General features: G+C 58.5%; 20 protein-coding genes. 11 read left to right on the top strand and 9 right to left on the bottom strand.

Annotated elements, in window-relative coordinates; all coding sequences use genetic code 11:
- Nucleotides 1-21: 21 nt before the first annotated feature.
- From yvcK to secG, 7 genes are all read left to right on the top strand, one after another.
- Nucleotides 22-969 carry a gluconeogenesis factor YvcK family protein gene (gene yvcK, locus HMPREF2708_RS02930; protein WP_070832105.1) on the top strand — a complete coding sequence of 316 codons (948 nt, stop codon included), beginning with the start codon at nt 22-24 and terminating at the stop codon, nt 967-969.
- A gap of 191 nt (nt 970-1,160) precedes the next feature.
- Nucleotides 1,161-2,159 carry a DNA-binding protein WhiA gene (gene whiA / locus HMPREF2708_RS02925; protein WP_070832491.1) on the top strand — a complete coding sequence of 333 codons (999 nt, stop codon included), beginning with the start codon at nt 1,161-1,163 and terminating at the stop codon, nt 2,157-2,159.
- 183 nt (nt 2,160-2,342) lie between these two features.
- Nucleotides 2,343-3,347 carry a type I glyceraldehyde-3-phosphate dehydrogenase gene (gene gap / locus HMPREF2708_RS02920; RefSeq protein ID WP_070832490.1) on the top strand — a complete coding sequence of 335 codons (1,005 nt, stop codon included), beginning with the start codon at nt 2,343-2,345 and terminating at the stop codon, nt 3,345-3,347.
- Between the two features lie 110 nt (nt 3,348-3,457).
- Nucleotides 3,458-4,669, top strand: coding sequence for a phosphoglycerate kinase (gene pgk, locus HMPREF2708_RS02915; RefSeq protein ID WP_070832102.1), 1,212 nt, complete (start codon nt 3,458-3,460; stop codon nt 4,667-4,669).
- A 69-nt stretch (nt 4,670-4,738) separates the two neighbouring features.
- Nucleotides 4,739-5,527 (top strand): triose-phosphate isomerase, encoded by a 789-nt coding sequence (tpiA, locus tag HMPREF2708_RS02910; RefSeq protein WP_070832099.1) that lies wholly within the window; start codon nt 4,739-4,741, stop codon nt 5,525-5,527.
- A 202-nt stretch (nt 5,528-5,729) separates the two neighbouring features.
- Nucleotides 5,730-8,558: a phosphoenolpyruvate carboxylase gene (gene ppc / locus HMPREF2708_RS02905; protein ID WP_070832096.1), complete on the top strand. Its 2,829-nt coding sequence runs from the start codon at nt 5,730-5,732 to the stop codon at nt 8,556-8,558.
- A gap of 91 nt (nt 8,559-8,649) precedes the next feature.
- Nucleotides 8,650-8,886: a preprotein translocase subunit SecG gene (gene secG / locus HMPREF2708_RS02900; RefSeq protein ID WP_038628976.1), complete on the top strand. Its 237-nt coding sequence runs from the start codon at nt 8,650-8,652 to the stop codon at nt 8,884-8,886.
- Between the two features lie 117 nt (nt 8,887-9,003).
- On the opposite strand, the gene pgl is transcribed toward secG, so the two are convergent.
- From pgl to zwf, 3 genes are read right to left on the bottom strand one after another with little or no spacing between them, the layout of a single operon-like run.
- Nucleotides 9,004-9,771, bottom strand: coding sequence for a 6-phosphogluconolactonase (gene pgl, locus HMPREF2708_RS02895; RefSeq protein ID WP_070832093.1), 768 nt, complete (start codon nt 9,769-9,771; stop codon nt 9,004-9,006).
- Nucleotides 9,768-10,784, bottom strand: coding sequence for a glucose-6-phosphate dehydrogenase assembly protein OpcA (locus tag HMPREF2708_RS02890; RefSeq protein WP_070832090.1), 1,017 nt, complete (start codon nt 10,782-10,784; stop codon nt 9,768-9,770). Before HMPREF2708_RS02890 ends, pgl begins: the two co-directional genes overlap by 4 nt.
- Nucleotides 10,785-10,834: 50 nt before the next feature.
- Nucleotides 10,835-12,340, bottom strand: a complete 1,506-nt coding sequence (gene zwf / locus HMPREF2708_RS02885; RefSeq protein ID WP_038629644.1) for a glucose-6-phosphate dehydrogenase — start codon at nt 12,338-12,340, stop codon at nt 10,835-10,837.
- A 233-nt stretch (nt 12,341-12,573) separates the two neighbouring features.
- Here zwf and HMPREF2708_RS02880 point away from each other — a divergent pair, with 233 nt between their 5' ends.
- The 3 genes from HMPREF2708_RS02880 to HMPREF2708_RS02870 are packed head-to-tail and all read left to right on the top strand — an operon-like array spanning nt 12,574 to nt 14,368.
- A complete protein-coding gene (locus tag HMPREF2708_RS02880; RefSeq protein WP_070832084.1) occupies nt 12,574-12,936 on the top strand; it encodes a GntR family transcriptional regulator in 363 nt (120 codons plus the stop codon).
- Nucleotides 12,933-13,652 carry an AAA family ATPase gene (locus tag HMPREF2708_RS02875; protein WP_070832081.1) on the top strand — a complete coding sequence of 240 codons (720 nt, stop codon included), beginning with the start codon at nt 12,933-12,935 and terminating at the stop codon, nt 13,650-13,652. Before HMPREF2708_RS02880 ends, HMPREF2708_RS02875 begins: the two co-directional genes overlap by 4 nt.
- Nucleotides 13,649-14,368: a hypothetical protein gene (locus HMPREF2708_RS02870; protein ID WP_070832078.1), complete on the top strand. Its 720-nt coding sequence runs from the start codon at nt 13,649-13,651 to the stop codon at nt 14,366-14,368. Before HMPREF2708_RS02875 ends, HMPREF2708_RS02870 begins: the two co-directional genes overlap by 4 nt.
- Before the next feature lie 221 nt (nt 14,369-14,589).
- Here the strand turns inward: HMPREF2708_RS02870 and tal are convergent, their stop codons facing one another.
- Both tal and tkt read right to left on the bottom strand, forming a co-directional pair.
- Nucleotides 14,590-15,705 (bottom strand): transaldolase, encoded by a 1,116-nt coding sequence (gene tal, locus HMPREF2708_RS02865; protein WP_070832075.1) that lies wholly within the window; start codon nt 15,703-15,705, stop codon nt 14,590-14,592.
- 169 nt (nt 15,706-15,874) lie between these two features.
- Nucleotides 15,875-17,974, bottom strand: coding sequence for a transketolase (gene tkt / locus HMPREF2708_RS02860; RefSeq protein ID WP_070832072.1), 2,100 nt, complete (start codon nt 17,972-17,974; stop codon nt 15,875-15,877).
- Between the two features lie 289 nt (nt 17,975-18,263).
- Here tkt and HMPREF2708_RS02855 point away from each other — a divergent pair, with 289 nt between their 5' ends.
- Nucleotides 18,264-19,178 (top strand): heme o synthase, encoded by a 915-nt coding sequence (locus HMPREF2708_RS02855; protein ID WP_210400313.1) that lies wholly within the window; start codon nt 18,264-18,266, stop codon nt 19,176-19,178.
- 386 nt (nt 19,179-19,564) lie between these two features.
- On the opposite strand, the gene HMPREF2708_RS02850 is transcribed toward HMPREF2708_RS02855, so the two are convergent.
- From HMPREF2708_RS02850 to mptB, 4 genes are all read right to left on the bottom strand, one after another.
- On the bottom strand, nt 19,565-20,578 hold the full coding sequence (locus HMPREF2708_RS02850) for a COX15/CtaA family protein (protein ID WP_070832066.1): 1,014 nt from the start codon (nt 20,576-20,578) through the stop codon (nt 19,565-19,567).
- 93 nt (nt 20,579-20,671) lie between these two features.
- Complete coding sequence (locus HMPREF2708_RS02845; protein ID WP_070832063.1) at nt 20,672-21,475, bottom strand: ABC transporter permease; 804 nt, start codon at nt 21,473-21,475, stop codon at nt 20,672-20,674.
- Nucleotides 21,475-22,443: an ABC transporter ATP-binding protein gene (locus HMPREF2708_RS02840; protein WP_070832060.1), complete on the bottom strand. Its 969-nt coding sequence runs from the start codon at nt 22,441-22,443 to the stop codon at nt 21,475-21,477. The genes HMPREF2708_RS02845 and HMPREF2708_RS02840 overlap by 1 nt, the downstream gene beginning before the upstream one ends.
- Nucleotides 22,444-22,468: 25 nt before the next feature.
- Nucleotides 22,469-24,208: a polyprenol phosphomannose-dependent alpha 1,6 mannosyltransferase MptB gene (gene mptB, locus HMPREF2708_RS02835; RefSeq protein WP_070832057.1), complete on the bottom strand. Its 1,740-nt coding sequence runs from the start codon at nt 24,206-24,208 to the stop codon at nt 22,469-22,471.
- Between the last annotated feature and the right edge of the window lie 183 nt (nt 24,209-24,391).

Genomic DNA, 24,391 nt, shown 5'->3' with positions numbered 1-24,391 from the left:
GTTTTCGTGGAGGTGTAGAAATTGACATCAATTACCAGTCTGGGTGGCGGTCATGGTCTATTTGCCACGCTGAGAGCTGACCGTCAAGTTGCGAACCATGTCACAGCGGTGGTCACAGTTGCCGACGATGGAGGATCCTCCGGTCGCCTTCGTCGTGAGCTGGGGCAGATTCCCCCTGGAGACCTTCGCATGGCGCTCGCCGCGCTTTCCGCAGATACGGAAAAAGGCGATCTGTGGGAAAAGACACTGCAGCACCGCTTTGGCGGAACTGGCGCACTCGCAGGGCATGCGATTGGGAATCTGATCATCGCTGGCCTCACCAGTGTGATGGGAAATGAAGTCGACGCGCTTGACGAAATTGGCCGGCTGCTGCAAATCCAAGGTCGCGTCGTGCCTATGTCGCCAATCCCGTTAGAGATTGAGGCCGAAGTCGTTGGCCTGGAGCAGGATGCCCGCGTCGTGCGCCAAGTCCGTGGCCAGGTCGCAGTGGCCACCACGCCTGGTCAGGTGCGTCGAATCCGGCTGATTCCTGAGGCGCCGCCGGCATCCGAGGAGGCCATTGAAGCTATCCTCAATGCTGATTTGGTGACGCTGGGTCCGGGTTCGTGGTTCACTTCGGTTCTGCCACATCTTCAGGTGCCCGGGTTGCGGGACGCTCTGCAAGAAACCAATGCCACAACCGTCGTGGTGCTTAATCTGGTCGCCGAGCCGGGGGAGACCGCCGGTTTTTCTTCCGAACGGCACATCCATATGCTCACGCAGCATGCACCTAACTTGAAGCTCAATTACGTGCTTGTCGACGACAACACGCCGCTCGCGGATACCGAACGGGAATACCTGCAGCGAGCGGCGAACAGCCTCGACGCGAAAGTTGTTTTCGCCGATGTGCAAGAAGTGGACGACCACGGAGCTCTGACGGGTCGGCATTCGCCGGAGAAGCTAGCTACTGCACTTCGTCAGTTCCTCTAAAGCGTCCGGCCAATCGAGGGTATTTCTGCATTCTCCTGCGGGGATGCAGCAGGCAATCAGCTAATTGCCACTCGATTGGTTCAGGATACTATCCTTGAGGTTTATTGCTAGAGCTCAAATGGGGTTAATTAAATCTAAATTAGCCAGGCCCAAACCCAGCTCGTACACATGAAATGAGGATGGACAGCATCGTGGCATTGACGGCGAAGGTCAAAGACGAACTAGCCCGCGTGTCAGTTTCGCAGGAAAGCGCTCAGGCAGCGGAGATTGCGACCCTGTTCCGCTTCGCGGGAGGACTCCACCTGGTGGCAGGTTCGATTGTGCTGGAGGCTGAGTTGGATTCCGGCGCTGTCGCACGCCGCCTGCGCTCCATGCTGGCCGAACTCTACGATGTCAAAGCCAGCCTCAATGTCTTGTCTCCCGGTGGGTTGCGAAAGACCTCGAAGTACATCGTACGGGTAACCGATGGCGCGGAACTCGTCGTTAGGCAAACTGGCTTGATTGACTCTGCAGGACGTCCCGTACGTGGGCTACCACGCAAGCTGATCATGGGGCAGAAGATTGATCAGGAAGCTGCATGGCGGGGTGCATTTTTGGCACATGGTTCACTGACCGAGCCGGGGCGTTCCTCAGCTTTGGAAGTCACTGCTCCTTCTGCTGAAGCGGCACTCGCATTAGTGGGATGTGCTCGTAGGCTCGGAATTACGGCTAAGAGTAAGGAAAATAAGTCCCGCAGTGGCGATCGAGTAATCATCCGGGAGGGCGATGCGATTGGTGCGCTCCTCACGCGAATGGGAGCCCAGACTACTCGCCTGCAATGGGAAGAACAGCGAATGCGTCGTGAAGTGCGAGCGACAGCCACCCGCTTGGCAAACTTCGACGATGCCAACCTGCGGCGCTCAGCTCGTGCGGCCGTCATTGCGGCAGCACGAGTAGAACGCGCTCTAGAGATTCTCGGCGACGATGTACCAGACCACTTGGTGTCTGCAGGACAGCTGCGCATCGAGCACAAGCAGGCATCATTGGAAGAACTTGGACAGCTAGCCAATCCGCCAATGACCAAAGACGCAGTCGCAGGACGCATCCGGCGTTTGCTCTCCATGGCGGACAAAAGAGCAAACGAACTCGGAATTCCCCCCACAACTGCAGTCGTTACAGACGAACTTTTTGACAAAGAAGTTGACGAGTAAAGCACCTGTTATGCCTAGTCAGGTGCGGAAATTTGGATAAATCTCCGTTTATTTGGGATTTTCGCGCCAAAGCATCGCTGCGCGAATGAAAAACCCAACGTACACTTCTGTAGTGAACCTGTTGGAGCGCAATCAGCGCCCTGACAAGTGGCATCGATTCGCCAATCCATTAAGGAGATTATTGTGACGGTTCGTGTAGGTATTAACGGTTTTGGTCGCATTGGCCGCAACTTCTTCCGCTCCCTGCTCGCTGCGAGCGCTGACCTAGAAGTCGTTGCTGTAAACGACCTCACTGATAACAAGACCCTGGCTCACCTGCTCAAGTACGACTCCATCATGGGCAAGCTTGACGCAGAGGTCACCTACGACGATGAGTCCCTCACCGTCAACGGCAAGCGCATCGCCGCATACGCTGAGCGCGACCCGAAGAACCTACCGTGGGGCGAGCACAAGGTCGACATCGTCATTGAGTCCACCGGTTTCTTCACCGATGCCAACGCTGCCAAGGCTCACATCGAGGCTGGCGCCAAGAAGGTAATCATCTCCGCTCCGGCTAAGAACGAAGACGCAACCTTCGTTGTCGGCGTCAACCACACTGACTACGACCCGGAGAAGCACAACATCATTTCGAACGCTTCTTGCACCACCAACTGCCTGGCTCCGATGGCTAAGGTCCTGGACGACAAGTTCGGCATCGAACGCGGTCTCATGACCACCATCCACGCCTACACCGGTGACCAGCGCCTGCACGACGCTCCGCACAAGGACCTGCGTCGCGCTCGCGCTGCTGCTCTGAACATTGTTCCGACCTCCACCGGCGCTGCAAAGGCAGTTGCTCTGGTTCTGCCGCAGCTCAAGGGCCTGCTGGACGGCTACGCACTGCGTGTTCCGACCCCGACCGGCTCTGTCACCGACCTGACCTTCACTGCTAAGAACGAGGTCACCGTCGAGTCCGTCAACGCTGCCATCAAGGAAGCTGCTGAGGGCGAGCTCAAGGGTGTTCTGGGCTACAACGAGGACCCAATCGTTTCCAAGGACATCGAGGGCGACCCGCGTTCCTCGATTTTCGACGCACCGCTGACCAAGGTCATCGGCGATCAGGTCAAGGTTGTCTCCTGGTACGACAACGAGTGGGGCTACTCCAACCGCCTCGTCGACCTGGCTGTCTACGTCGGTGAGCGCCTCTAATAACACACCTGGTTAATCCCAGACCCCGAACGGGCCGGGGTGGTTGTGCCTGAGTAGGGCACGCCACCCACGGCCCGTTTTTTACACACTTTCACAAGGATTTCATTGAGATGACTGTTAAGACTGTCAAAGACCTGATCAACGAAGGTATTGAAGGCCGTTACGTCCTCGTCCGCTCCGACTTTAACGTTCCGTTGAAGGACGGCGTAATCACCGATCCGGGCCGAATCGATGCTTCGCTGCCCACTCTGTCCGCTCTTGTCGACGCCGGCGCCAAGGTCGTTGTTATGGCTCACCTGGGTCGCCCGAAGGGAGAGGTTAAGCCTGAGTTCTCCCTGGCCCCGGTCGCTGAAGCTCTCTCTGAGCGCCTGGAGCAGTATGTCGCGCTCGCCGGTGATGTCTCCGGTGAGGACGCGCACGAGCGCGCTAATGGCCTGACCGAGGGCGATGTACTTCTGTTGGAGAACGTCCGCTTCGATTCGCGCGAGACCTCCAAGGACGAGACAGAACGCGCCGAGTTCGCAGCCGAGCTGGCTGCACTTGTTCCGGACGGAGCATTTGTCTCTGACGGTTTCGGTGTTGTTCACCGCGCCCAGGCTTCGGTCTTCGACGTTGCGAAGAAGCTGCCACACTACGCCGGCAACCTGGTTCAGGCTGAGCTTGAGGTTCTGCGCAAGGTTGCAGAGACCCCGGAAAAGCCGTACACCGTCGTGCTCGGCGGTTCCAAGGTTTCCGACAAGCTGGGCGTTATTGAGGCTCTCGCGCCGAAGGTTGACTCCCTGGTCATCGGCGGTGGCATGTGCTTCACCTTCCTGGCTGCCAAGGGCTACGCCGTTGGCGCTTCCCTGCTGCAGGAAGAAATGATTGACACCTGTAAGGATCTGCTGGACCGCTACGGCGACAAGATTGTTCTGCCAACTGACGTAGTCGTGGCCGACAAGTTCGCTGCTGACGCTGAAAACAAGGTTGCAGACGCCACCGAGATTCCGGAAGGCTGGATGGGCCTGGACATCGGACCGGCTTCCGCTGAGGCATTCGGCAAGGTGCTGGCTGAGTCCAAGACTGTGTTCTGGAACGGCCCGATGGGCGTGTTCGAGATGGAGGCTTTCGCAGCTGGCACCCGCCAGGTTGCACAGGCCATCATCGATGCCACCACTAACAACGGTTGCTTCTCCGTCGTCGGTGGCGGCGACTCCGCAGCAGCAGTACGTACCCTGGGATTGAACGAGGACGGTTTCAGCCACATCTCCACCGGTGGTGGCGCTTCGCTCGAGTTCCTCGAGGGCAAGACTCTGCCGGGCGTCTCCGTCCTGGAAGACTAAGATTTTTCCACCACTGGCTTTTCAACGCTTAAAAGTCCACTAATTGATAGGGAAGTGAATTCCACCACTATGGCACGTACACCATTTATTGCTGGTAACTGGAAGATGAACCTGAACCATCTCGAGGCTATCGGTGTGGTGCAGAAACTCGCGTTCGCTCTGCCGAAGGAGTACTACGACAAGGTTGACGTCGCCGTCATCCCACCGTTTACCGACCTGCGTTCGGTCCAGACTCTGGTTGAGGGCGATAAGCTCGGCGTTACCTACGGTGCGCAGGATGTCTCAGTCCACGAGTCCGGCGCTTACACCGGCGAGATTTCCTCCTCGATGCTGGCAAAGCTCGGCTGCACCTGGGTCGTCGTCGGTCACTCCGAGCGTCGCGATATGCACGCAGAAGACGACGAGCTGGTCGCAAAGAAGGCCAAGGCAGCACTGCGCGAGGGCATGAACCCAATCGTCTGTGTCGGCGAGCCGCTGGAGGTTCGAGAGGCCGAAGAGCACGTCGAGTACGTTGTCTCTCAGGTTAAGGGTTCCCTGGCTAACCTGACCAACGCTGAGCTGGCCAAGACCGTCATCGCCTACGAGCCAGTTTGGGCTATCGGCACCGGTAAGGTCGCATCGGCTGCAGACGCTCAGGAGGTCTGTGCAGCTATCCGCGAAACCGTTGCGGAAATTGCAGACGAGAACATCGCTAAGGAAATGCGCATTCTCTACGGTGGCTCCGTCAAGGCCGAAAACGTCGCTGAAATCGTCGGCAAGCCTGACGTCGACGGCGGCCTCGTCGGCGGTGCCTCGCTCGACGGTGAAGCATTCGCGAAGCTCTGCGCACTTGCTGCAGATGCCGCCCAGAACGCCTAACTCTATATAAAATCAGAACAACTGATAAGATAGGCGCCATGCGCGACCCCGGATTGGTTTTATTGATTCTCATAAAACCGATTCGGGGTTATTGTCTTTAGGCGGGCTCAACCCAGGCACACCGGATGGCAATATTTCAGCGCAACACATTTCCCGAGGCTTTCCACAATGAACGCCCGGCAGTTTTAAAAGGACGTGCTCAATGAACGAACAAGTACATCGTGACACCGACCAACGCACTGCAACCAATGAGCAATCCTCATCGACCGCTACCGCGAAGCAGCAGGACTTGCTCTGGGAGGATATTCGCCACCTGGGTCGAATTCTCGGACAGGTAATCCGCGAGCAAGAGGGTGACGAAGTCTTTAACCTGGTCGAAAATGCTCGCCGCGCAGCCTTCGAACTCCATCGTGGCGATGGCGATATCGAGAAACTCGCCGGCCTCTTCCGTGACATAGACCCGGCCGAGGCAAGCCCGGTCATCCGTGCTTTCACGCACTTCGCACTTTTGGCTAACCTCGCTGAGGACCTGCACGAAGAACTAGGCATCGAGGCCTCTCTCGATGCTGGCGATCCGCCGCAGGACTCCACGCTGGAGGCAACATGGCAGAAGCTTCGGGACGCCAAGGTTTCTGGCAGCGCCATTGCAGAAATGATGGACCACATTGAGGTCGTCCCAGTTCTGACCGCACACCCAACGGAAACTCGTCGTCGTACAGTATTCGATGTGCAGAAGCACATCACGGCCGCAATGCGGCGCCGCCACGAGATCCAGGCAGCCCCGCTGAATGCACGCACCGCGGACCGACTCGCTGAGATTGATGCCGATATCCGCCGCCGTATCCTGACGCTGTGGCAGACGGCTCTGATTCGCATGAACCGCCCGGATATTCGCGATGAGGTCGAGGTTGGTCTTCGCTACTACCAGCTTTCTCTGCTGGAAGCTGTGCCACAGATTAACCGGGACGTCGTCAAGCACTTGCGTCAGCTCGGCGGCGACAAGCTGCAGGCTAACCCAACGATTCGTATGGGCTCGTGGATTGGCGGTGACCACGATGGCAACCCATACGTGACAGAGGAGACGCTGCGCTACGCCTCCGATAGAGCAGCGGGCACCATCCTGCGTCACTATTTCTCGCAGCTGCACCTGTTGGAGCGCGAACTCAGTCTCAGCGACCGCCTGACTAAGGTCACCGTCGATCTGGTCGCCTTGGCCAGCCGCGGCCACAATGACGTACCAAACCGTGAAGATGAGCCGTACCGTCGTGCGGTTCACGGTATCCGCGGTCGCGTGGCGGCAACAGCGGTGAACTTCTTCGATGAGTCCATCATCGAGGGCGACTGGTCGGAATTCACTCCGTATGACAGCGCCGAGGAGCTGCTTGAAGAGCTCTCGATTATCGATGACTCACTGCGTTCCAGCCATGATGACCTCATCGCCGATCACCGTCTGCGCGATCTGATGGATGCAGTTGAGGTATTTGGTTTCCACCTGTACTCGATTGATATCCGTCAGAATTCGGACTCTCACGAGGAAATCCTCACCGAGCTATTCTCCGCTGCTGGTGTGGTGGACAACTACGCGGGATTGAAGGAAGCTGACAAGGTCGAGCTGCTGACCAAGGAACTGCAGTCCTCGCGTCCGCTGGTTTCGTCTTCCGCAAATCTTTCCGAAGCTACGGCTCGCGAGCTAGGCATTATGCGTGCGGCATCTCGTGCGGTGCGCAAGTACGGTCGCGACGCGGTTCCGCACTGCATCATTTCGATGTGTACATCGGTTTCCGATTTGCTGGAGCCGATGATTCTGCTCAAAGAGGTCGGACTGATTCGCCCGAATGGCTCCCAGCCGGCCGGTTCTGTTGACGTCATCCCGCTGTTCGAAACCATCGAAGACCTGCAGGCTGGTGCCGACGTGCTGCGTGCTGCGTGGGACATTCCGGTCTACCGCGCATACGTCTCTGCACGCGGAGATCTGCAGGAAGTCATGCTCGGCTACTCCGACTCCAACAAGGACGGCGGGTACTTCGCTGCAAACTGGGCGCTTTACGACGCGGAGGTCGCCATCGTGGCAGCCGCGAAGGACAACGACATTCGCCTGCGTCTCTTCCACGGCCGCGGAGGTACCGTCGGCCGTGGTGGCGGACCGTCCTACGAGGCAATCCTGGCGCAGCCGTCGGGTGCAGTCCAGGGTTCGGTGCGTATCACCGAGCAGGGCGAGATTATCTCTGCTAAGTACGGTCACCCTGCAGCGGCACGCAGGAACCTCGCCGCGCTGGTTTCGGCAACTATCGAGTCGACTCTGCTCGACGTCGATGACCTGAAGAACCCAGCTCGCGCCCATGAGATCATGTCGGAGATTTCCGACCTATCTCGCGAGGCCTATTCGAAGCTCATGCACGAGGACCCGGGCTTTATTGACTTCTTCACTTCGTCGACTCCGGTCGATGAGATCGGCAGCCTGAACATCGGTTCGCGTCCAACCTCACGCAAGCAGACCCAGACCATTTCTGACCTGCGCGCAATTCCGTGGGTACTGTCCTGGTCGCAGCAGCGTTCTATGGTGCCGGGTTGGTTTGGTGTCGGCTCTGCACTGCAGGAGTGGATCGGTGAAGACGAGGACGGTTCCCGCCTGGCCGAGCTCCGGCAGCTCAACGAGGACTGGCCGTTCTTCAATTCGGTGCTGTCGAACATGGCGCAGGTCATGTCCAAGGCTGACCTGAACCTGGCGCGCGCCTACGCTAGCCTGTGCGAAAATAAGGCCGACGGTGAGCGCATCTACGGCATCATCAAGGCTGAGTTCGACCTGACACTGAAGATGTTCCTGAAGGTAACCGGGTACAAGGACCTGCTTGAAGACAATCCGCTGCTCAGGCGCTCGGTGGACATGCGCTTCCCATACCTCATGCCGCTGAACATCATCCAGCTGGAGATGCTGCGTCGCTACCGTGCTGGCGATAACCGCGACAAGGTGCGTCGGGGCATTCAGCTGACCATGAATGGTCTGGCAACTGCACTGCGCAACTCCGGCTAGAAAAGGCGGCTGGGGAATACCTAGCCAGCGGAGTAATTGCGCTAGTATAGTTGGAGTTCTTAAAGAAGCGACGTTTCAAAAGGAAGTGCGCGTGTACCTCGCCATTCAGATTGTCCTGGTCATCACATCCATCCTGATGACGCTGTTCATCCTGCTCCACAAGGGTAAGGGTGGCGGACTGTCCAGCCTCTTTGGTGGCGGTATGCAGTCGAATCTGTCCGGTTCGACTGTGGTGGAGAAGAACCTTGACCGCGTCACTATTGTGACCATGATTATCTGGTTGCTCTGCATTGTCCTGTTGCTGCTGTTCAATACCTTCGGCTGGTAGGTTCCGCACGCAGCACGCCCCACCGAAGGCCTTTAAGTAATAAAAATTCCCGTCGATAGCATTTCGCTTATCGACGGGAATTTGCTGTTTCTGGGCTGTTAGCGGTGAACCGGAAGCCTAAAGCTGTGCAGCCGCAGCATCGTCAACAAAGACAACGGTCTCTTGAGCACCGCGGACCCCGGCCGCCGGCCACTGCGCTGGGTCGTCCTGCTGAGCGATCGCCGCGATTGCCTCGGCCTTTTCACCACCGGCTACCAGTAGCCACACACGCTGAGAGCTGGCGATGGCCGGCATCGTCAATGTGATGCGGGTCGGTGGTGGCTTCGGGCAGTTGTGCACGTCCACGACCAAGCGTTCCTGCTCAGCGAGCGCTGCGGTATGTGGGAAAATCGAGTTGATGTGTCCCTCTCCGCCCATACCAAGAAGGTGCAGGTCAAAGCCGTTTGGAGCCTTCTGGCGAACGATAGCTTCGTAGCTTTCGGCGGCCTCCCTGGTAGTCACGCCGCTGTCGGCAGCGGCGAACTCGAAAATGTTTTCCTCCGGCACGCCGACGGGGGACAAGAGACGCTCACGAGCAGCCAGCGCATTACGGTCTACCGAGTCGGCAGCGACAAAGCGTTCATCTCCGAAAAACACCAGGACTCGGTTCCAGTCGATGTCTCCAGAATCGTCGGCAAGCGCACTGAGCAAGGCGGTACCCGCGCCGCCACCGGTGAGAACGACGCGTACAAAACCGTCATCGGTGACTGGAGAGACGTTGCCATTCTGGACGGCGACAACCGCATCGATGAAGCGTTGACGTGCAGCCTCGACGATGCCGGCCTGGTCGGCGGCGCGGTGGAACTGAGGGGCGGGGACGGTATTCGAGACGTTATCGGTTGTCACTTGTCAGAGACTCCTGGTTCGTTCGCGAAGCTGGTAATCGTGGACGTTGGGGCCTGCATGCCTACGGTGTGAATCTGGCTGAGACCACGCAGGGCACGTCCGTAGGCAGTATCGTGGTCAAGGTGACGCAGCTCCTCTGCCAAGCACTCGGAGCGTGTGGGACGCGACAATGCGACCTTGAACGGGGGCTTTTCTCCGTTCGTGACCGATGCAGTGGTGGCGCTTTCAATATCGATGCGCAGGGTCTGGCCATTTTCACGCTCAAACGCGACCGAGGTCACCGGTGGCTTGGCGCGGCCCTTTTCGTCCACCGGAATCTTCTTCTCCCCGGTGGAGTAACGGTTGACCGGCAGCCCCAGGCGATCTGCCAACCAGCCGGCGGCGACCTCCACCGATGGCGACTCCTGTGGACCGTAGATAGACACGGAGGTCACCGGTGAGTGCGGCGGCAAGTCGAAAGCCGAGGCCAACACACCGCGCCAGTTCGTCAGTCGCGACCAGCTCAGGTCGGAATCGCCAGGCGTGTAGCCCGTACGGCGCGTGTAGATAGCGTTACTACTCGGGTCACACAACGAATCGGTGATACGTCGCTGGGCAATCCTGCCGATTGGTGTCGCCGCTGGGACTTGAGGCGCCTCAGACGGCCACCACGCTACGACCGGTGTATCCGGCAGCAACAGGGGAGTCACCACAGAGCTGTGGTGCTGACCAATCTCACCGGACATGTGCATAACGACGATCTCAGCGGCACCGGCATCTCCACCGACGCGGAGTTCCGCGTCGAGGCGATTGTCCAAACGCGGATCATCGGAGACCAATACCAGCACACGGGATGGGTGCTCGCGGGAAACGGAGTTGACCGTGGAAATAATGTTTTCCAGGTCGTCTTCGCTTTTGGCCAAAACGATCAGGGTAAGGACACGGCCCGTGGTAACGATGCCGCCCTGCTCTCGAAGCTGGACCAACTGACGAGCAATGCTCGCGGTGTCAGTGTCTGGCAAATTGACAATCATGAAAGTGTTCTTTCTGTCAGAAAATTCTTAAGAACTGAGAGGTCGGCAACCTATGGCCGTCGCCAAGCACGACCGTCGCGCTCAAGCATGTGGTCAGCGGAGGACGGCCCCCACGAACCTGCGGGGTAGCCCTCGGGACGACCGCGCTTGGCCCAGTACTCGATGATGGGGTCAAGAATCTTCCAGGACAGCTCGACTTCCTCATTAGTGGGGAAGAGGCTGGCCTCGTCGAGAAGCGCATCCAGAATCAGGCGCTCGTAGGCCTCTGGCGACTGCTCGGTAAACACCTCGGAGTAGGAGAAGTCCATGTTGACATCGCGCACCTCCATGGCCGAGCCCGGAACCTTCGAGCCGAAGCGCATGAGCACACCCTCGTCTGGCTGGACTCGAATCACCATGGCGTTCTGGCCGAGAGCGGCAGTCATCGTCTCCGCAAAAGGCAAGTGCGGTGCGGACTTAAAGACCAGCGCAATTTCAGTGACGCGACGACCGAGACGCTTGCCGGTGCGCAGGTAGAAGGGGACACCGGCCCAACGACGAGAATTGATCTGGAGCGTACAAGCGGCGTAGGTCTCGGTCGTGGACTCGGGGTCGAATCCTTCCTCATCGCGCAGCCCCGGCACAAAGTTGCTGCCCTGCCAATCCGCGGTGTACTGGCCACGTGCGGTGTATTTCGAAAACGGACGCACTGGCTCGACGGCACGCAGAACCTTAATCTTTTCCGCCTGCAGCTCTTCCGGGGTAAAGGCGATGGGCTCTTCCATTGCCACCAGTGCCAGCAGCTGGAGTAGGTGGTTCTGAATCACGTCACGAGCCGCACCGATACCGTCATAGTAACCGGCGCGACCACCCAAACCGATGTCCTCGGCCATGGTGATCTGAACGTGGTCAATGTAGTGAGAATTCCACATCGGATCGAACAACTGATTGGCAAAACGCATGGCCAAAATGTTTTGGACGGTTTCTTTGCCCAGGTAGTGGTCAATGCGGAACACAGCGTCTTCTGGGAACACCGAGTTCACAATCCGGTTGAGTTCCTGAGCGGAGGCCAGATCGTGGCCGAATGGCTTCTCAATAATCACGCGACGCCAATAATCCTCGCCCGACTGCGCCAGCCCCGAACGATCGAGCTGATGACAGACATCGGGGAAGTTAGCTGGCGGAATGGACAGGTAGTAGGCCCAGTTGCCAGCGGTGCCGCGGGAGCGATCGAGCTCCTCAAGTTGCGCGGCCAGGCGATCGAAGGCCTCGTCATCGGTGAAGGTACCGGTAACAAAGTGAATGCCCTCAGCCAGGCGCTGCCAGACACTCTCACGGAAGTCGGTGCGGGCGCCCTGTTCCACTGCGGTGCGCACATAATCCTCAAAGTCCTGCTTCGACCATTCGCGACGACCGTAGCCGACTAGCGCGAAGGAGGCAGGTAGCAGACCGCGGTTGGCCAGGTCATAAATGGCAGGCAGGAGCTTCTTTCGGGCCAGATCGCCCGTCACTCCGAAAATCACCATGCCACCCGGCCCCGCAATACGCGGCAAGCGCTTATCCTGCGGGTCGCGCAGCGGGTTGACGTATCCGTGGTGGTTGGTGCTGCCATCTCCGTTGTGCGGAGAATTGGCAGTAGGGGAGTTCGGATCGTTGCGTTGCAGAGAATCACTCACGGTTTACATAATGTCATATCGAGAAAAGTCCGGTGGAATCGTTTCCGATTCCTCCGATGGGGCCTTGACGGGCCCCTTTCTTTTGCTTTAGGTTTATGGCATAGGTGGTATACCCGTAAACCATGGAGGTGGATATGCAGGCGAAGGAGGCGGACCCTCGGCCCATCTATATCCAGATTGCCGAGGATCTGAAATCACTAATCCTGTCCGGGGAGCTCGCGGCTGAGAATCGCGCCCCCTCAACCAAGGAGCTCTCGGAGTTCTATCAGGTCAATCCCACCACGGCCGCCAAGGCCATGACGGAACTGTCGATGGTGGGGCTTGTGGAGAAGAAAAGAGGTCTCGGCATGTTTGTCACTCCAGGCGCCCGTGAGCGCATTCGAGCTGAGCGTCGTGAAGCGTTTCAACGTACCTACATCGAGCCACTAAAAGCGGAGGCCGGCGTCCTCGGCCTCACCCTTGACGACATCATCGCCATGCTGGAGGAGGAGAAATGAGTATCTACGGCGTGATCGGCCCCAACGGTGCCGGCAAGACCTACTACCTTCACACCCTCGCGCAACTGCCCACGGCTGCCCTGGCGAAGGCAGCACCCGACACCCAAATCTTCGGCGCCACCCCGCGCGAATATTTCCGCATCCTGCGCACCGGCTGGGATCAACTAGATGTGACCCACGCGGAGTCTCTCCTCGATTTCCGCGCCGACACCCCCATCAAGCAACTCAGCCTGGGCCAGCGCCAACTGCTCATCGCCGTAGCAACCCTGGCATCGGGCAAGGAAGCATTGCTTTTCGACGAACCCTTCAACGGCCTCGATGTCGAGCACCGCACCATGTTGCGCGGCATGCTTATCGACGCCGCCGAATCGGCCGACATCGTGGTCACGTCGCAGCACTCCCAGGATCTCGCAGACCTGGTGGACACCTTGATCGTCATCCACAAGCAGGATGCGTACGGACCCTATGACGTCGATAAGCTGCGCGCTGCCCATCCGGTGCTGCGCGGCTCTGCGGACCTCGTGACGCAGGTGACTGGCCCAGTCCTCGCTAAGAAAACCCTCGGCGAGCGCTGCGAGGCGATTCTGGCTGCAGCGCTCAGCCCGTCTAACGCCGCGCATGCCCGCGCCCTCGGCATTGAAGTGAGCTATCTCGACCCTACGGCCCTCATCGACCTCGCCAGCACCTCCTCTTACATCGAAAGGAGCAAGAAATGAGCACCGGGGCTTTCATCGCAACCAACAAGAAAACCTTCCTCGGCGTCGCCGCCGTGGCCATCCTGTACTCGGCCTTCGGGCGCATGCTCATGGGCAGCGGCACCGGCAACACGCTGCTGGGCATCGTCGCGCTGGGCATCCTCTTCCTCATCACCGCCCGACGCTCGGTCACCCTGCGCGACTACGGCGTGCGCACCGCCCGCTGGGTGCGCTCCGCGATTATCGCAATCCTGGGCACATCGCTGGTGGCTACCGCCTTCATCGTCATGGCGATGGTTATCGAACAGAACAAGTCCGGTTTCTACCGCTTATTCGATAGCTTCATTGTCACCTCTGGACCGGCCCTGTTCCCGGACACCAACGGGGAGCTGTACATGATCGAGGATTCTGGGCAGAACTACACCACAATTCTGCTCACGGCCCTGTGCGTCTTCTTGAGCTTCCTCATGGCCACCGTGGCGGGCACCGCGATTGGCGCCGTCACCGGCGCGAAGGGCGTTCGAGCGGGATCGATCACCATCGGCTTGGCCCTGGTCGCGCTCTTCCTGTTCAGTTACCTGCTGGATGTGACCGACTCCGTCCCGGGCGCCCCCTGGCCAGCTGTGCCGATCTTCGCCTCAATCATCACCGTGATCTCCGCGGTCGTGATGGCCTGGGCGCTGAAAGAAGAACAACGCCCATTGCCCGCCGTGCGCCCCGCCTTCGCCGAGGCCTAACAGCCAAGAAAGCTCCCCCGCGGGGGAGCCTTTTTGTGCGCAGCTTACGGGCCGAAAAACACGGGCTGCAAATGTGAAACTGTGCAAGTTTATAGCACTTTCAGCCTATTTTTCGGACCATTTTTGCCATAAGCGCAGTCAGTAACTCGCATCGTTCATCGACCCGCTGGCGCCGCCATAAACGCGGCCGCTACCAACAGGCAGCTAGATAATCAGCAGGCTTACTTCAGCTGCTCCATGCGCTGTGCAATCGACTCGAGCAGGGACTGCCAGGAGTCCACAAACTTCTCCACGCCCTCGCGCTCCAGGACGGCGAAGACATCATCCAGGTCGATGCCAATCTCGCTGAGCTGAGTCATCACAGCATTGGCTGCCTCGCCCTGACCGCTGACGGCGTCGCGAACCTCGCCCTCGAAGCCAGCAGCAGCACGCAGCGTCTTCTCCGGCATGGTGTTCACAGTCTGTGGTGCAGCCAGCTCAGTGACGTAGAGAGTGTCCGGGTAAGCCGGGTTCTTCACACCGGTCGAAGCCCACAGCAGGCGCTGCGGGTTAGCACCGGCGTTTTCCAACTGTGCCCAGCGAATATTCTGCGCAGAGAAAGTCTCCTCGAACTTGGCGTAGGCGGCACGGGCATTGGCCAAACCAGCCTTGCCGCGCAGAGCCAGGGCCTCCTCGGAGCCAATCTTGTCCAGGCGAGCGTCGATTTCGGTGTCAACGCGGGAAACAAACAGCGACGCAACAGAGTGAACCGAAGCCAGGTCCACACCGTTGTCCTTCGCACGCTCGATGCCCTCGATAAACGCATCGATGACCTGCAGGTAACGCTCCACCGAGAAAATCAGGGTGACGTTTACCGAAATACCCTCGGACAGAGCCTGGGTGACAGCCGGCAGGGAAGCATCGGTCGCCGGAATCTTAATCATCGCGTTCTGCTTGCCGACGCGCTCCCAGAGCTTACGGGCTTGCGCAATCGTGGCCTCGTAGTTGTCGGCGTAGCGAGGATCGACCTCGATGGAAACGCGACCATCGACACCGTCGGTATCCTCAGCCACACCGGCGAAGAGGTCGCAGGCGTCGCGGACGTCGTCGATCGCCATGGCGAACACAGCATCTGCCGGGTTCGCCCCCGCCGCAGTGAGCTGTGCCAACTGAGAGTCGTAGTCCTCACCGGCGGTCATCGCCGAAGAAAAGATAGCCGGGTTAGTAGTGACACCAACAACCCGCAGCTCTTCAATAAGATTCTTCAAATCGCCCGAGGTGAGGCGCTGGCGCGAAAGATCGTCGAGCCACGCCGAGGTTCCTACCTTGGCGAGTGCTTCCATCGTGGTGTTTCCCATAGTGTTTAACGCCTTTCTGTCTATACCGCTTCGTTGTCTAAAGACTTCTCTAAATACTGTGTGTCTTTAAACTACTGTGCGCCACAAACAATACTGGCGCCACCGGAGCTCGGTACGGTTTTCACAAATCCCGTACCGACAGCGGCCGATAGCGCCAGGTTTAACAAACTTACTTAGCAGCCTCGATGGACTCCTTGGCTGCATCGACAACAGCCTCTGCGGTGATACCGAACTTCTCGAACAGATCCTTGTACGGAGCCGATGCACCGAAGTGCTCCAGGGAGACAGCACGACCAGCATCGCCCAGGTGGCGGTACCACGGCATTGCAATACCGGCCTCAACCGAGACGCGAGCGCGGACGGCCTTCGGCAGAACCTGCTCGCGGTAGGCCTCGTCCTGCTGCTCGAACCAGTCGAGACATGGAACGGAGACAACGCGGGCGCTGACACCTTCCTCAGACAGCTTGTCAGCAGCTTCGACGGCGAGGTGAACTTCCGAACCAGTACCCATGAGGATGACGTCCGGGGTCTCCTTGGTGCCGTCGACAAGCACGTATGCACCACGCCGGACGCCCTCGGCGGCCTTTTCCTTCGTGCCTTCCAGAACCGGAACGTTCTGGCGGGTCAGAGCCAGAGCCTTCGGGCCTGCCTCGCCTTCGAGAACAGCGGCCCAAGCCTGAGCGGTCTCGTTAGCATCAGCAGGACGGACGGTGGACACACCCGGGATAGCGCGCAGTGAAGCCAGCTGCTCAATAGGCTGGTGCGTCGGGCCGTCTTCGCCCAGACCAATGGAGTCGTGGGTCCAGACATAAATAGGGGAGATGCCCATCAGCGATGCCAGGCGGACAGCCGGACGCATGTAGTCCGAGAAGATAAGGAACGTGCCGCCGTACGGACGCGTACCACCGTGGAGCAGGATGCCGTTGAGGATCGACCCCATGGCGTGCTCACGGATACCGAAGTGCAGGTTACGGCCGTACGGGTCGGTGGTCCAGGTGCCGGTGGTGATGGACTTCGGACCGAAGGACGGCTCGCCCTTCAGGACGGTGTTGTTGGAGCCAGCCAGGTCAGCTGAGCCACCCCACAGCTCCGGCAGAGCCTTACCCAGTGCCTGCAGCGCAGCCTCGGAAGCCTTGCGGGTGGCAACGCCCTTCTCATCCGGCTCCCACGTCGGCAGCTCAGCGTCGAAGTCCTCTGGCAGCTCGCCGGCGGTCAGACGATCCAGCAGAGCCTTGCGCTCCGGGTTGGCCGCAGCCCACTCGTCGAACTTAACCTGCCACTGTGCGTGAGCCTCAGCACCGCGCTCAACCAGCTTGCGGGTGTGCTCAATGACCTCGTCAGCGACGTCAAAGCTCTTATCGGTATCGAAGCCGAGGGCTTCCTTGATGCCAGCAATCTCCTCGCCACCAAGAGCAGCACCGTGCGAAGCGCCGGTGTTCATCTTGGTCGGAGCCGGGTAAGCGATCACGGTGCGAACGCGAATGAAGGTCGGACGCTCCGTATCCTTCTTGGCCTCCTCGACAGCAGCCTCGAGCGCTGCGACGTCCTCGCCGCCGTCGACCTCAATGACCTGCCAGCCGTAAGCACGGTAGCGGTCCGCCACATTCTCGGTGAAAGCAATAGTGGTGTCGTCCTCGATGGAGATGCCGTTGTCATCCCAGAAGACAATCAGGTTGCCCAGCTGCTGAGTGCCGGCCAGCGAGCTGGCCTCGGCAGTGACACCCTCCTGAACGTCACCATCAGAAGCAATGACGTACACGTAGTGATCGAACGGAGACTCACCCGGAGCAGCTTCCGGGTCGAACAGCCCACGTTCCCGTCGCGAAGCCATGGCAAAACCGACAGCCGACGCCAGCCCCTGCCCCAGCGGACCAGTGGTGATTTCCACGCCGTCAGTGTGGCCGTACTCCGGGTGACCCGGGGTGAGCGCGTCCCACGTACGCAGTGCCTTCAGATCATCGAGCTCCAGGCCAAAACCGCCGAGGTAGAGCTGGACGTACTGCGTCAGAGAGGTGTGACCACAGGAGAGGATGAAACGGTCACGGCCGATCCACTTCGTATCCTTCGGGTCATGGCGCATAACGCGCTGGTAGAGAGAGTAAGCCAGCGGTGCGAGGCTCATAGCAGTGCCGGGATGTCCCGAACCTGCCTTTTCCACGGCGTCTGCAGCCAGCACACGAGCCGTATCTACGGCCTTCGTATCCAAGCCAGACCAGTCCGAGGGGTAGTTGCGAACAACCCGTGCTTCATGCTCAGTCGACAGTGTCACGTGAATGACTCCTAGTATCCAAATGGATTAGTAAAGATCTCTTCCATACTAACTAGGAATACGTGCGCTCGGTTTAAACCGGGCCGAATAGCTCAGAGGTAAGTATCAAAGGGCGCGCCGCACATGCTTTACGACGGTCATTATTGGAACCGTTATGATTATCGGTAAACTAATTGCCTGCCCCTCATTTTATCTTGCGGAAAAATTCGTCGGGAACTTTCCGACCGTTGCATCCGACTATCTGTAAACGGGGGCTTTGTTTATGGCGCGTGAAAGGGACATTGCTTTGTTGGAAACAGTCAAGGCGTATATTGCACTGACTAAGCCAAGAATTATCGAGCTCCTGCTCGTCGCGGCCATTCCCGCAATGCTTCAGGCTGATCGCGGTCATGTTCACGTTGGACTGATTCTTCTCACCTTGTTCGGTGGTTGGCTGGGTGCAGCAGCTGCGCACACCTTCAACATGGTCATGGATTACGACATTGACCAGAAGATGCGCCGCACCCGCCGTCGCCCGCTCGCGCGCAACCAGGTTAGCCGTCGCGCGGCAGCGATTTTCGGCACCATCTTGATGATTGCGTCGTTCCTCTGGCTGTGGCTGCTATGTAACTCGCTGCTGGCCGCCGTTTTCGTTCTGATTACGATTGCGTTCTACATCTTCGTCTATACGTTGTGGCTGAAGCGCCGAACTGATCAGAACGTAATCTGGGGTGGCGCTGCGGGTTGTATGCCGGTGATGGTTGGCTGGGCCGTCATCACTGACAACAACCCGGAGATTACGGGGCTCGCTCACTGGTGGCAGGCATTCATCCTGTTCCTGCTCATCTTCTTCTGGACTCCGCCGCACACCTGGGCGCTGGGGCTTCGCTACAAGGAGGATTACAAGGCCGCTGGCGTGCCGATGATGCCAGTGGTCAAGCCGGCAATCGTCGTTTCCAAGCGCATTATTTACTACACCGCTGCAACCGTCATTACCACTCTGCTGTTGGTTCCGTACGCCGGTTGGATTTATCTGATTGGCGCGGTTGGCGCTGGTGCCTGGTTCCTGTGGGGCGCCATTGACCTGCACCGTCACGTTAAGACCGGTGGCAAGATTAAGCCGATGAAGCTGTTCTTCATGTCGAACAACTACTTGTCCATCGTGTGTGTGGCGCTTTCGCTGGATGCTGTACTCGGACTGCAGACAGTTTCGAGCATGTTCTAGGGCAGCTGCTGAGCTCCTTTAATGAGGCTCTTCCCGAAAATTTCGCGGGGAGGGCCTCTTTTGTGTGTGGAGACGGGCTGCAAATGTGAAACTGTGCGAGTTTATGACACTTTCAGGCCATTTTTCGGGACATTTTTGTCATGAACGCAGTCAGTAACTCGGATCGATAGGTGGGCAGCCCGCCCCTCGCACCGCCCCTCACACCGCTCCTAGCACCGCTCGCGCAGCCCGCTAGCCACTGGGAAAACGCACATCCAAGCACACAAAGCCAAGCAGACAGCAAAACCGCCTAAACACGCGGAAATCAAAGTGCGTGTTTAGGCGGTTCAACCAGGAATCAACGGCCGGTAACACAGTCGTTAATACAGCCGCTAACCAGCAAACAGCTACGCGGGAACCTCAACCTGCTTTTCCGACGCAACAGTAGCGGCTGCCGCATCGCCTTCAAGAGAGCCAGTCACTACTGCGCTGCCACCAACAGTGCGGTAACCAAGCTGGAAGAGTACTGCAGTCAAAGCGGTGCAGATGCCAGAACCGGCAACGTGCACCGGAACCAAGGCCTCGGGCACACCGGACCAGTACTGAATCATTCCAACCACGCCTTGGGCCAGAATGAACACAACCAGTGCAATGGCTACCTTGCGTACGGGGGCAAATGCCTCAGAAGCCAGCAAGCCGAAAATCAGGCCGATAACCAAACCCAGGTAGAGGTACATGAAACCAGCGTGGATATGCGCCAGGTCAACAATCGGCAGCTGCAGGCGATCCTCCGGCAGCACCGAAGCATCTCCGGCGTGCGGCCCCGCACCGGTGACCATGGTGCCGGTAATCAACGTCATCGTCAGAGCCAAACCGGAAGCCGCAGCGAGGTGGCGCAAGTAACGCGGGTACATGCGGGTAGCAGTACCGTCGTCAGGCTCAGAGATCTTGACGAAAAGCATGCCCGCGAGCCAGACCAGAATCATCGATGGCAGGAAGTGCAGGGCCACGGCGTACCACTTCAGGTCAACCCACACGGAAATGCCACCGATAACAGCCTGGACGATAACGCCGAGACCGTTGAGGAACGCCAACAGCTTGATTTCCTTACGGCGCCCAACACGTATCACCGAAAGGAAAAGCAGAAGCGTGAGCGCAACCAGTACAAAGGTGAGCAGGCGATTGCCGAACTCAATAATTTGATGGAGCATTTCTGCTTCCCCGGCAACAGGAACGAAACTGCCCGGGTGACATTCTGGCCACGATGCACAACCGAGGCCTGAACCAGTAACACGGACGATAGAACCGGTTACCGCGATCGCCGCCTGTGCAATCAATACGAGAAGCGCATAGAGCTTCTGGCGCCCGATTGGTGTCAGCGGCAAAAACGATAGGGGCAAACTTCGATCTGCAGTATTCACATTAAGAAATTCTACCCATGCTGGCAGAAAATGGTAATAAGCGAAACCCCGGCGTTGGGCTGCGAATTTCTATTCAGATTTCCAGTCAGATTGCTAATCATTCGGCATATCAAAACGGAACCACCGAGTGGCCAGTGCAGCACCGACCACGCCCCAAACAACCAGCACACCAACGGCTGACCAGTGGACAGACATGGCCAATGCCGCGGTGAGCACGTCGGCAAGCGCGACGGACGGCAGGAGGTGTAACAACACGGAACCGATGCCATCGAGCGACGGAGCAACGGCGACGTATGTCGTCGCACCAATGAGGATGAACCAGATTAGGTTGGCGAGACCGAGAATCAGCTCAGCGCCCAGCGTGCCCCCCATAAGCAAGCCCAGCGAAGTGAAGACGAACGTTCCCAGAAGCATCCCCGCATAAGCCAACAGCCAGCCGCCAATCGAGAGCTCTGCGCCAAGAGCGAGCCCCACGAGGCTGAACAGTATGTATTGCAACGTGACGGTAGTGCAGACCGACACAATCTTGCCTGCAATAATGCCCCACGGTGGCACGCCTGAGGCACCGATGCGCTTCAGGGCTCCGTAACGACGGTCAAAGCCCACGGCAATTGCCTGCCCCGTAAAACCTGCAGACATGACGGAAATCGCCAGCACCATGGGGAAGATGCGCTCGAGCGGATCATCCAGTTCCAACACAGGCACCGTCACCAGGCCGATGAGCATCGCCAACGGGATAATGATGGTGAGGAGCATTTGCTCACCGTGCCGCCAGAAGAGCTTCGTCTCCAACCACGCCTGCGACATGACCAACTTCGCCATGTCCGAACGCTGCGGCGCCGGGGCGAAAGTGCCCTTAGCAAAGCGGGAGGCATCAGACCTCGGTGCGGTAGTCATTAGCTCCTCATCTCCGTTCCAGTGATCTGCAAGAAGACATCTTCAAGCGATTGCGTCGCCTTATTCAACGAGGTGATCAACACCTCTTGTCGCTCGCAACTCTGCGCCAATACAGTCAAGGCGCGCGGTGAAGCCTCACCAATCAGGGAGAACTCTCCACCGCCAGAACGCTGCAGACGTTGTGAAAGACCAGACTCACTAAAGCTGCGGTTGACCTCTTCGAGATCAAGGCTGCCTCGAACGCTGACCTTTATAGCAGTGCTTGACGACGTCCCATGGAGTGCCGATGCGCCTGCGCTAGTGATCTCCTCGGTAGTGCCGGCCACAACCAATTGACCTCGGTCGATAATCGCAACGTCGTCGGCAAGCGATTCAGCCTCGTCCATCAGATGCGTTGTCAGGACTACGGTGACCCCATCCCGGCGCAGCGACGAGATGAGATCCCAGACGGCTAGACGGGACTGGGCATCGAGGCCTGCTGTCGGCTCGTCGAGGAATACCAGCTCCGGACGTCCGACCAGGGCGCATGCGAGCGACAGTCGCTGCTGCTGACCGCCCGAGAGCCTGCGGTAGTTCGTCTTACGATGGCGTTCTAGGCCTACGACTTCAAGGAGCCAATCAGTGTCCAGCGGATTTGCGGAGTAACTGGCAACGAGGTCCAGCATTTCGCCAACGCGAACACCGGGGTAGGCACCTCCACCCTGGAGCATGATGCCAATGCGGCTGCGCAGTGCTGTGGTTTGAGTGACCGGGTCGAGATCGAGAATGCGAATTCGCCCTTCATCCGGCTTGATGAAGCCCTCACACATTTCAACGGTTGTGGTCTTACCAGCGCCGTTGGGGCCGAGAAGCGCAAGAACCCTACCTCGATCCAGGGAAAGCGAAAGGTCTGATACAGCCTCAACGTCATCGAATTTCTTCGTTACGTTCTCAAGGCGCAGAGCAGGAGAATTGGCAGCGTTATTCACGGTTAGTCAGTCTAATCTCACAGTTTTAATGAAGGCGAAATACCTTAGATCGCGTCGAGTACGCCAAGATGACGAGCATGACTGCGACGAAGAATACCAACGCCAGTAGGTAAATCTGAGCGACGGTGCCCGGAGGCAACCCCAGGCCGCGTGGTAGTACTACAAAACTGAAAATTGCCGAGTACAGAACCACGGCAATGCGAAATTGTACCCGGTTGGCCCAGGCGGACAGCGGCACGATGGCCCATAGCAGGTACCAGGGGTGCACGACGGGGAAGAGGATTACGAGAGCGAACATCGCCAGGCCGTAGCCGCCGAGCGGGTGAATGCGACCACGGAACGTCGCTAACAGCATGCGTAGGAGCCAGGCAGCCACCAGCGCTACACCAATGCCGCGGGTAAACAGCAAAGCACTGTCGCTGATATCGCCGAGCCCCAGGAGCCGTCCGAAGAAGCCGGCGATGATCCCGAGCAGGGTAGTCAACGACATCCAACTGCGCACCGTTGCGGCGCCACCTTGCGCGGTGATCCAACCAAAGCCCAGACCAGTTCCTAAGGAAACAACGAGCGCCGTGGCGACGGTTATTGCGCCCGTCACTACTGCGGAAAGAGCAACCGCCTTCCAGGTGCTGCCGAACTTTCTGGCCAGCCACATGCCGGCAAAGCCGAGCGCCACGAAACCGGTAACTTTGACCATTCCGGCGAGGCTGATGAGCACAATGCCTCCTGCATACAGCGCCCATGATCTTCCTCGGCTTTGGTTCTCGTTTCCGATTGGTCCGGGTTCTGGCAGCTCATCGGGCTCCATCGATTGTGCAGGACCGTGGATAGCGCGTAGACACAGTTCGAGGCCAACGAGCAGGAGTGCAAGCAGCAGGGCCTCGTTGTGGATACCGCCCACCAGGTGCAGTAATACCAGCGGATTGAGCGTGCCCAGCCATAGGGTGAACTGAGAGCTAACTCCGCAGCGGCGACCAAGCTGCACCAGCGCCCAGGACACCACGAGAAGCGAAACGATGGCGACGAGTCGGTGTAGAAAGACGGAAGCAATCACCCCGTCGCTGGTTATCTTGGCGATACCCCATGCCACTGCGAGGGCTGTGGGGCCGTACGGGCTCGGAGAGTGCGACCAAATCAATGGCACCGATCGGGCCAGTGGATCGTTGGCTCCCAATAGGTCAACAGGTCCTGCGAGATAGGGATCCATACCCCGCTCCACAATTGCAGCCTGCGCCAAATAGGAGTAAATATCCTGCGTAAACAGGGGAGCGGTAAACACCAAGGGCAATACCCATGCCGCGTAGGTGCGTATGAGCATCGGAGTGGTCACCGCGGTGACGCGAGTCCGCGCACCGGCCAGAACGAAAGCTCCGACACCCAACCAGGCTGTGACTAACATGCCAATCCCCACGAAGGTGACGATTGTCGTTGCCACCAACATTCGACCGAGGATTAGCCCGAGTGGTGTACCCCAAAACTCATTTCCGACCACCGGTGTCGCGCCTGCGCCAATCCCGGTGACCATAATAAAGACCGACCCAAGAGTACCCAGCCAACGCAGCCAGGTGAAGCGTCGGAGCTCGCGGTAATTGATGCGGTGTTGGAGCGGCTGTTCTGAGCCTTGGTGGAGGGTTGCCGACCTGGAACCGGCCAGACCAATTTTCGGAATGGCGTCACGCACCCCGAGAGCATCGTCGAAGGTGGACGAGCGGCGCGGGGCGGGTCGGTTAGTTTTCACAAGGTCACATAGTAGACGATTCGACACGCCGAAAGGGCGTTCTAATCAGCGACGTTGCATTGATATTTAAATGCGTTGGACTTTATGCACCAATTACGACACAATTGTGTTGTCTAATACACCAGCGGCGCAAGTGGGATATTTGCCTCGCTGAGCCACCTAGACACCTTTTTATAATCCAGCAGTCCAATCGCAGGAGGTGACTCACCA

It is taken from the genome of Corynebacterium sp. HMSC073H12, from assembly GCF_001837775.1.
GTDB lineage: Bacteria > Actinomycetota > Actinomycetes > Mycobacteriales > Mycobacteriaceae > Corynebacterium > Corynebacterium amycolatum.
Note: the sequence above shows the minus strand (reverse complement) of the source record. Positions and strands in the feature narration are given on the sequence as shown.

Coding starts and splice junctions, on each gene's coding strand:
- ppc (WP_070832096.1), top strand. CDS start 5,730: ATGAACGAACAAGTACATCGTGACACCGACCAACGCACTGCAACCAAT.
- tal (WP_070832075.1), bottom strand. CDS start 15,705: ATGGGAAACACCACGATGGAAGCACTCGCCAAGGTAGGAACCTCGGCG.
- HMPREF2708_RS02845 (WP_070832063.1), bottom strand. CDS start 21,475: ATGACTACCGCACCGAGGTCTGATGCCTCCCGCTTTGCTAAGGGCACT.
- pgk (WP_070832102.1), top strand. CDS start 3,458: ATGACTGTTAAGACTGTCAAAGACCTGATCAACGAAGGTATTGAAGGC.
- HMPREF2708_RS02870 (WP_070832078.1), top strand. CDS start 13,649: ATGAGCACCGGGGCTTTCATCGCAACCAACAAGAAAACCTTCCTCGGC.
- HMPREF2708_RS02890 (WP_070832090.1), bottom strand. CDS start 10,784: ATGATTGTCAATTTGCCAGACACTGACACCGCGAGCATTGCTCGTCAG.
- HMPREF2708_RS02880 (WP_070832084.1), top strand. CDS start 12,574: ATGCAGGCGAAGGAGGCGGACCCTCGGCCCATCTATATCCAGATTGCC.
- HMPREF2708_RS02875 (WP_070832081.1), top strand. CDS start 12,933: ATGAGTATCTACGGCGTGATCGGCCCCAACGGTGCCGGCAAGACCTAC.
- tpiA (WP_070832099.1), top strand. CDS start 4,739: ATGGCACGTACACCATTTATTGCTGGTAACTGGAAGATGAACCTGAAC.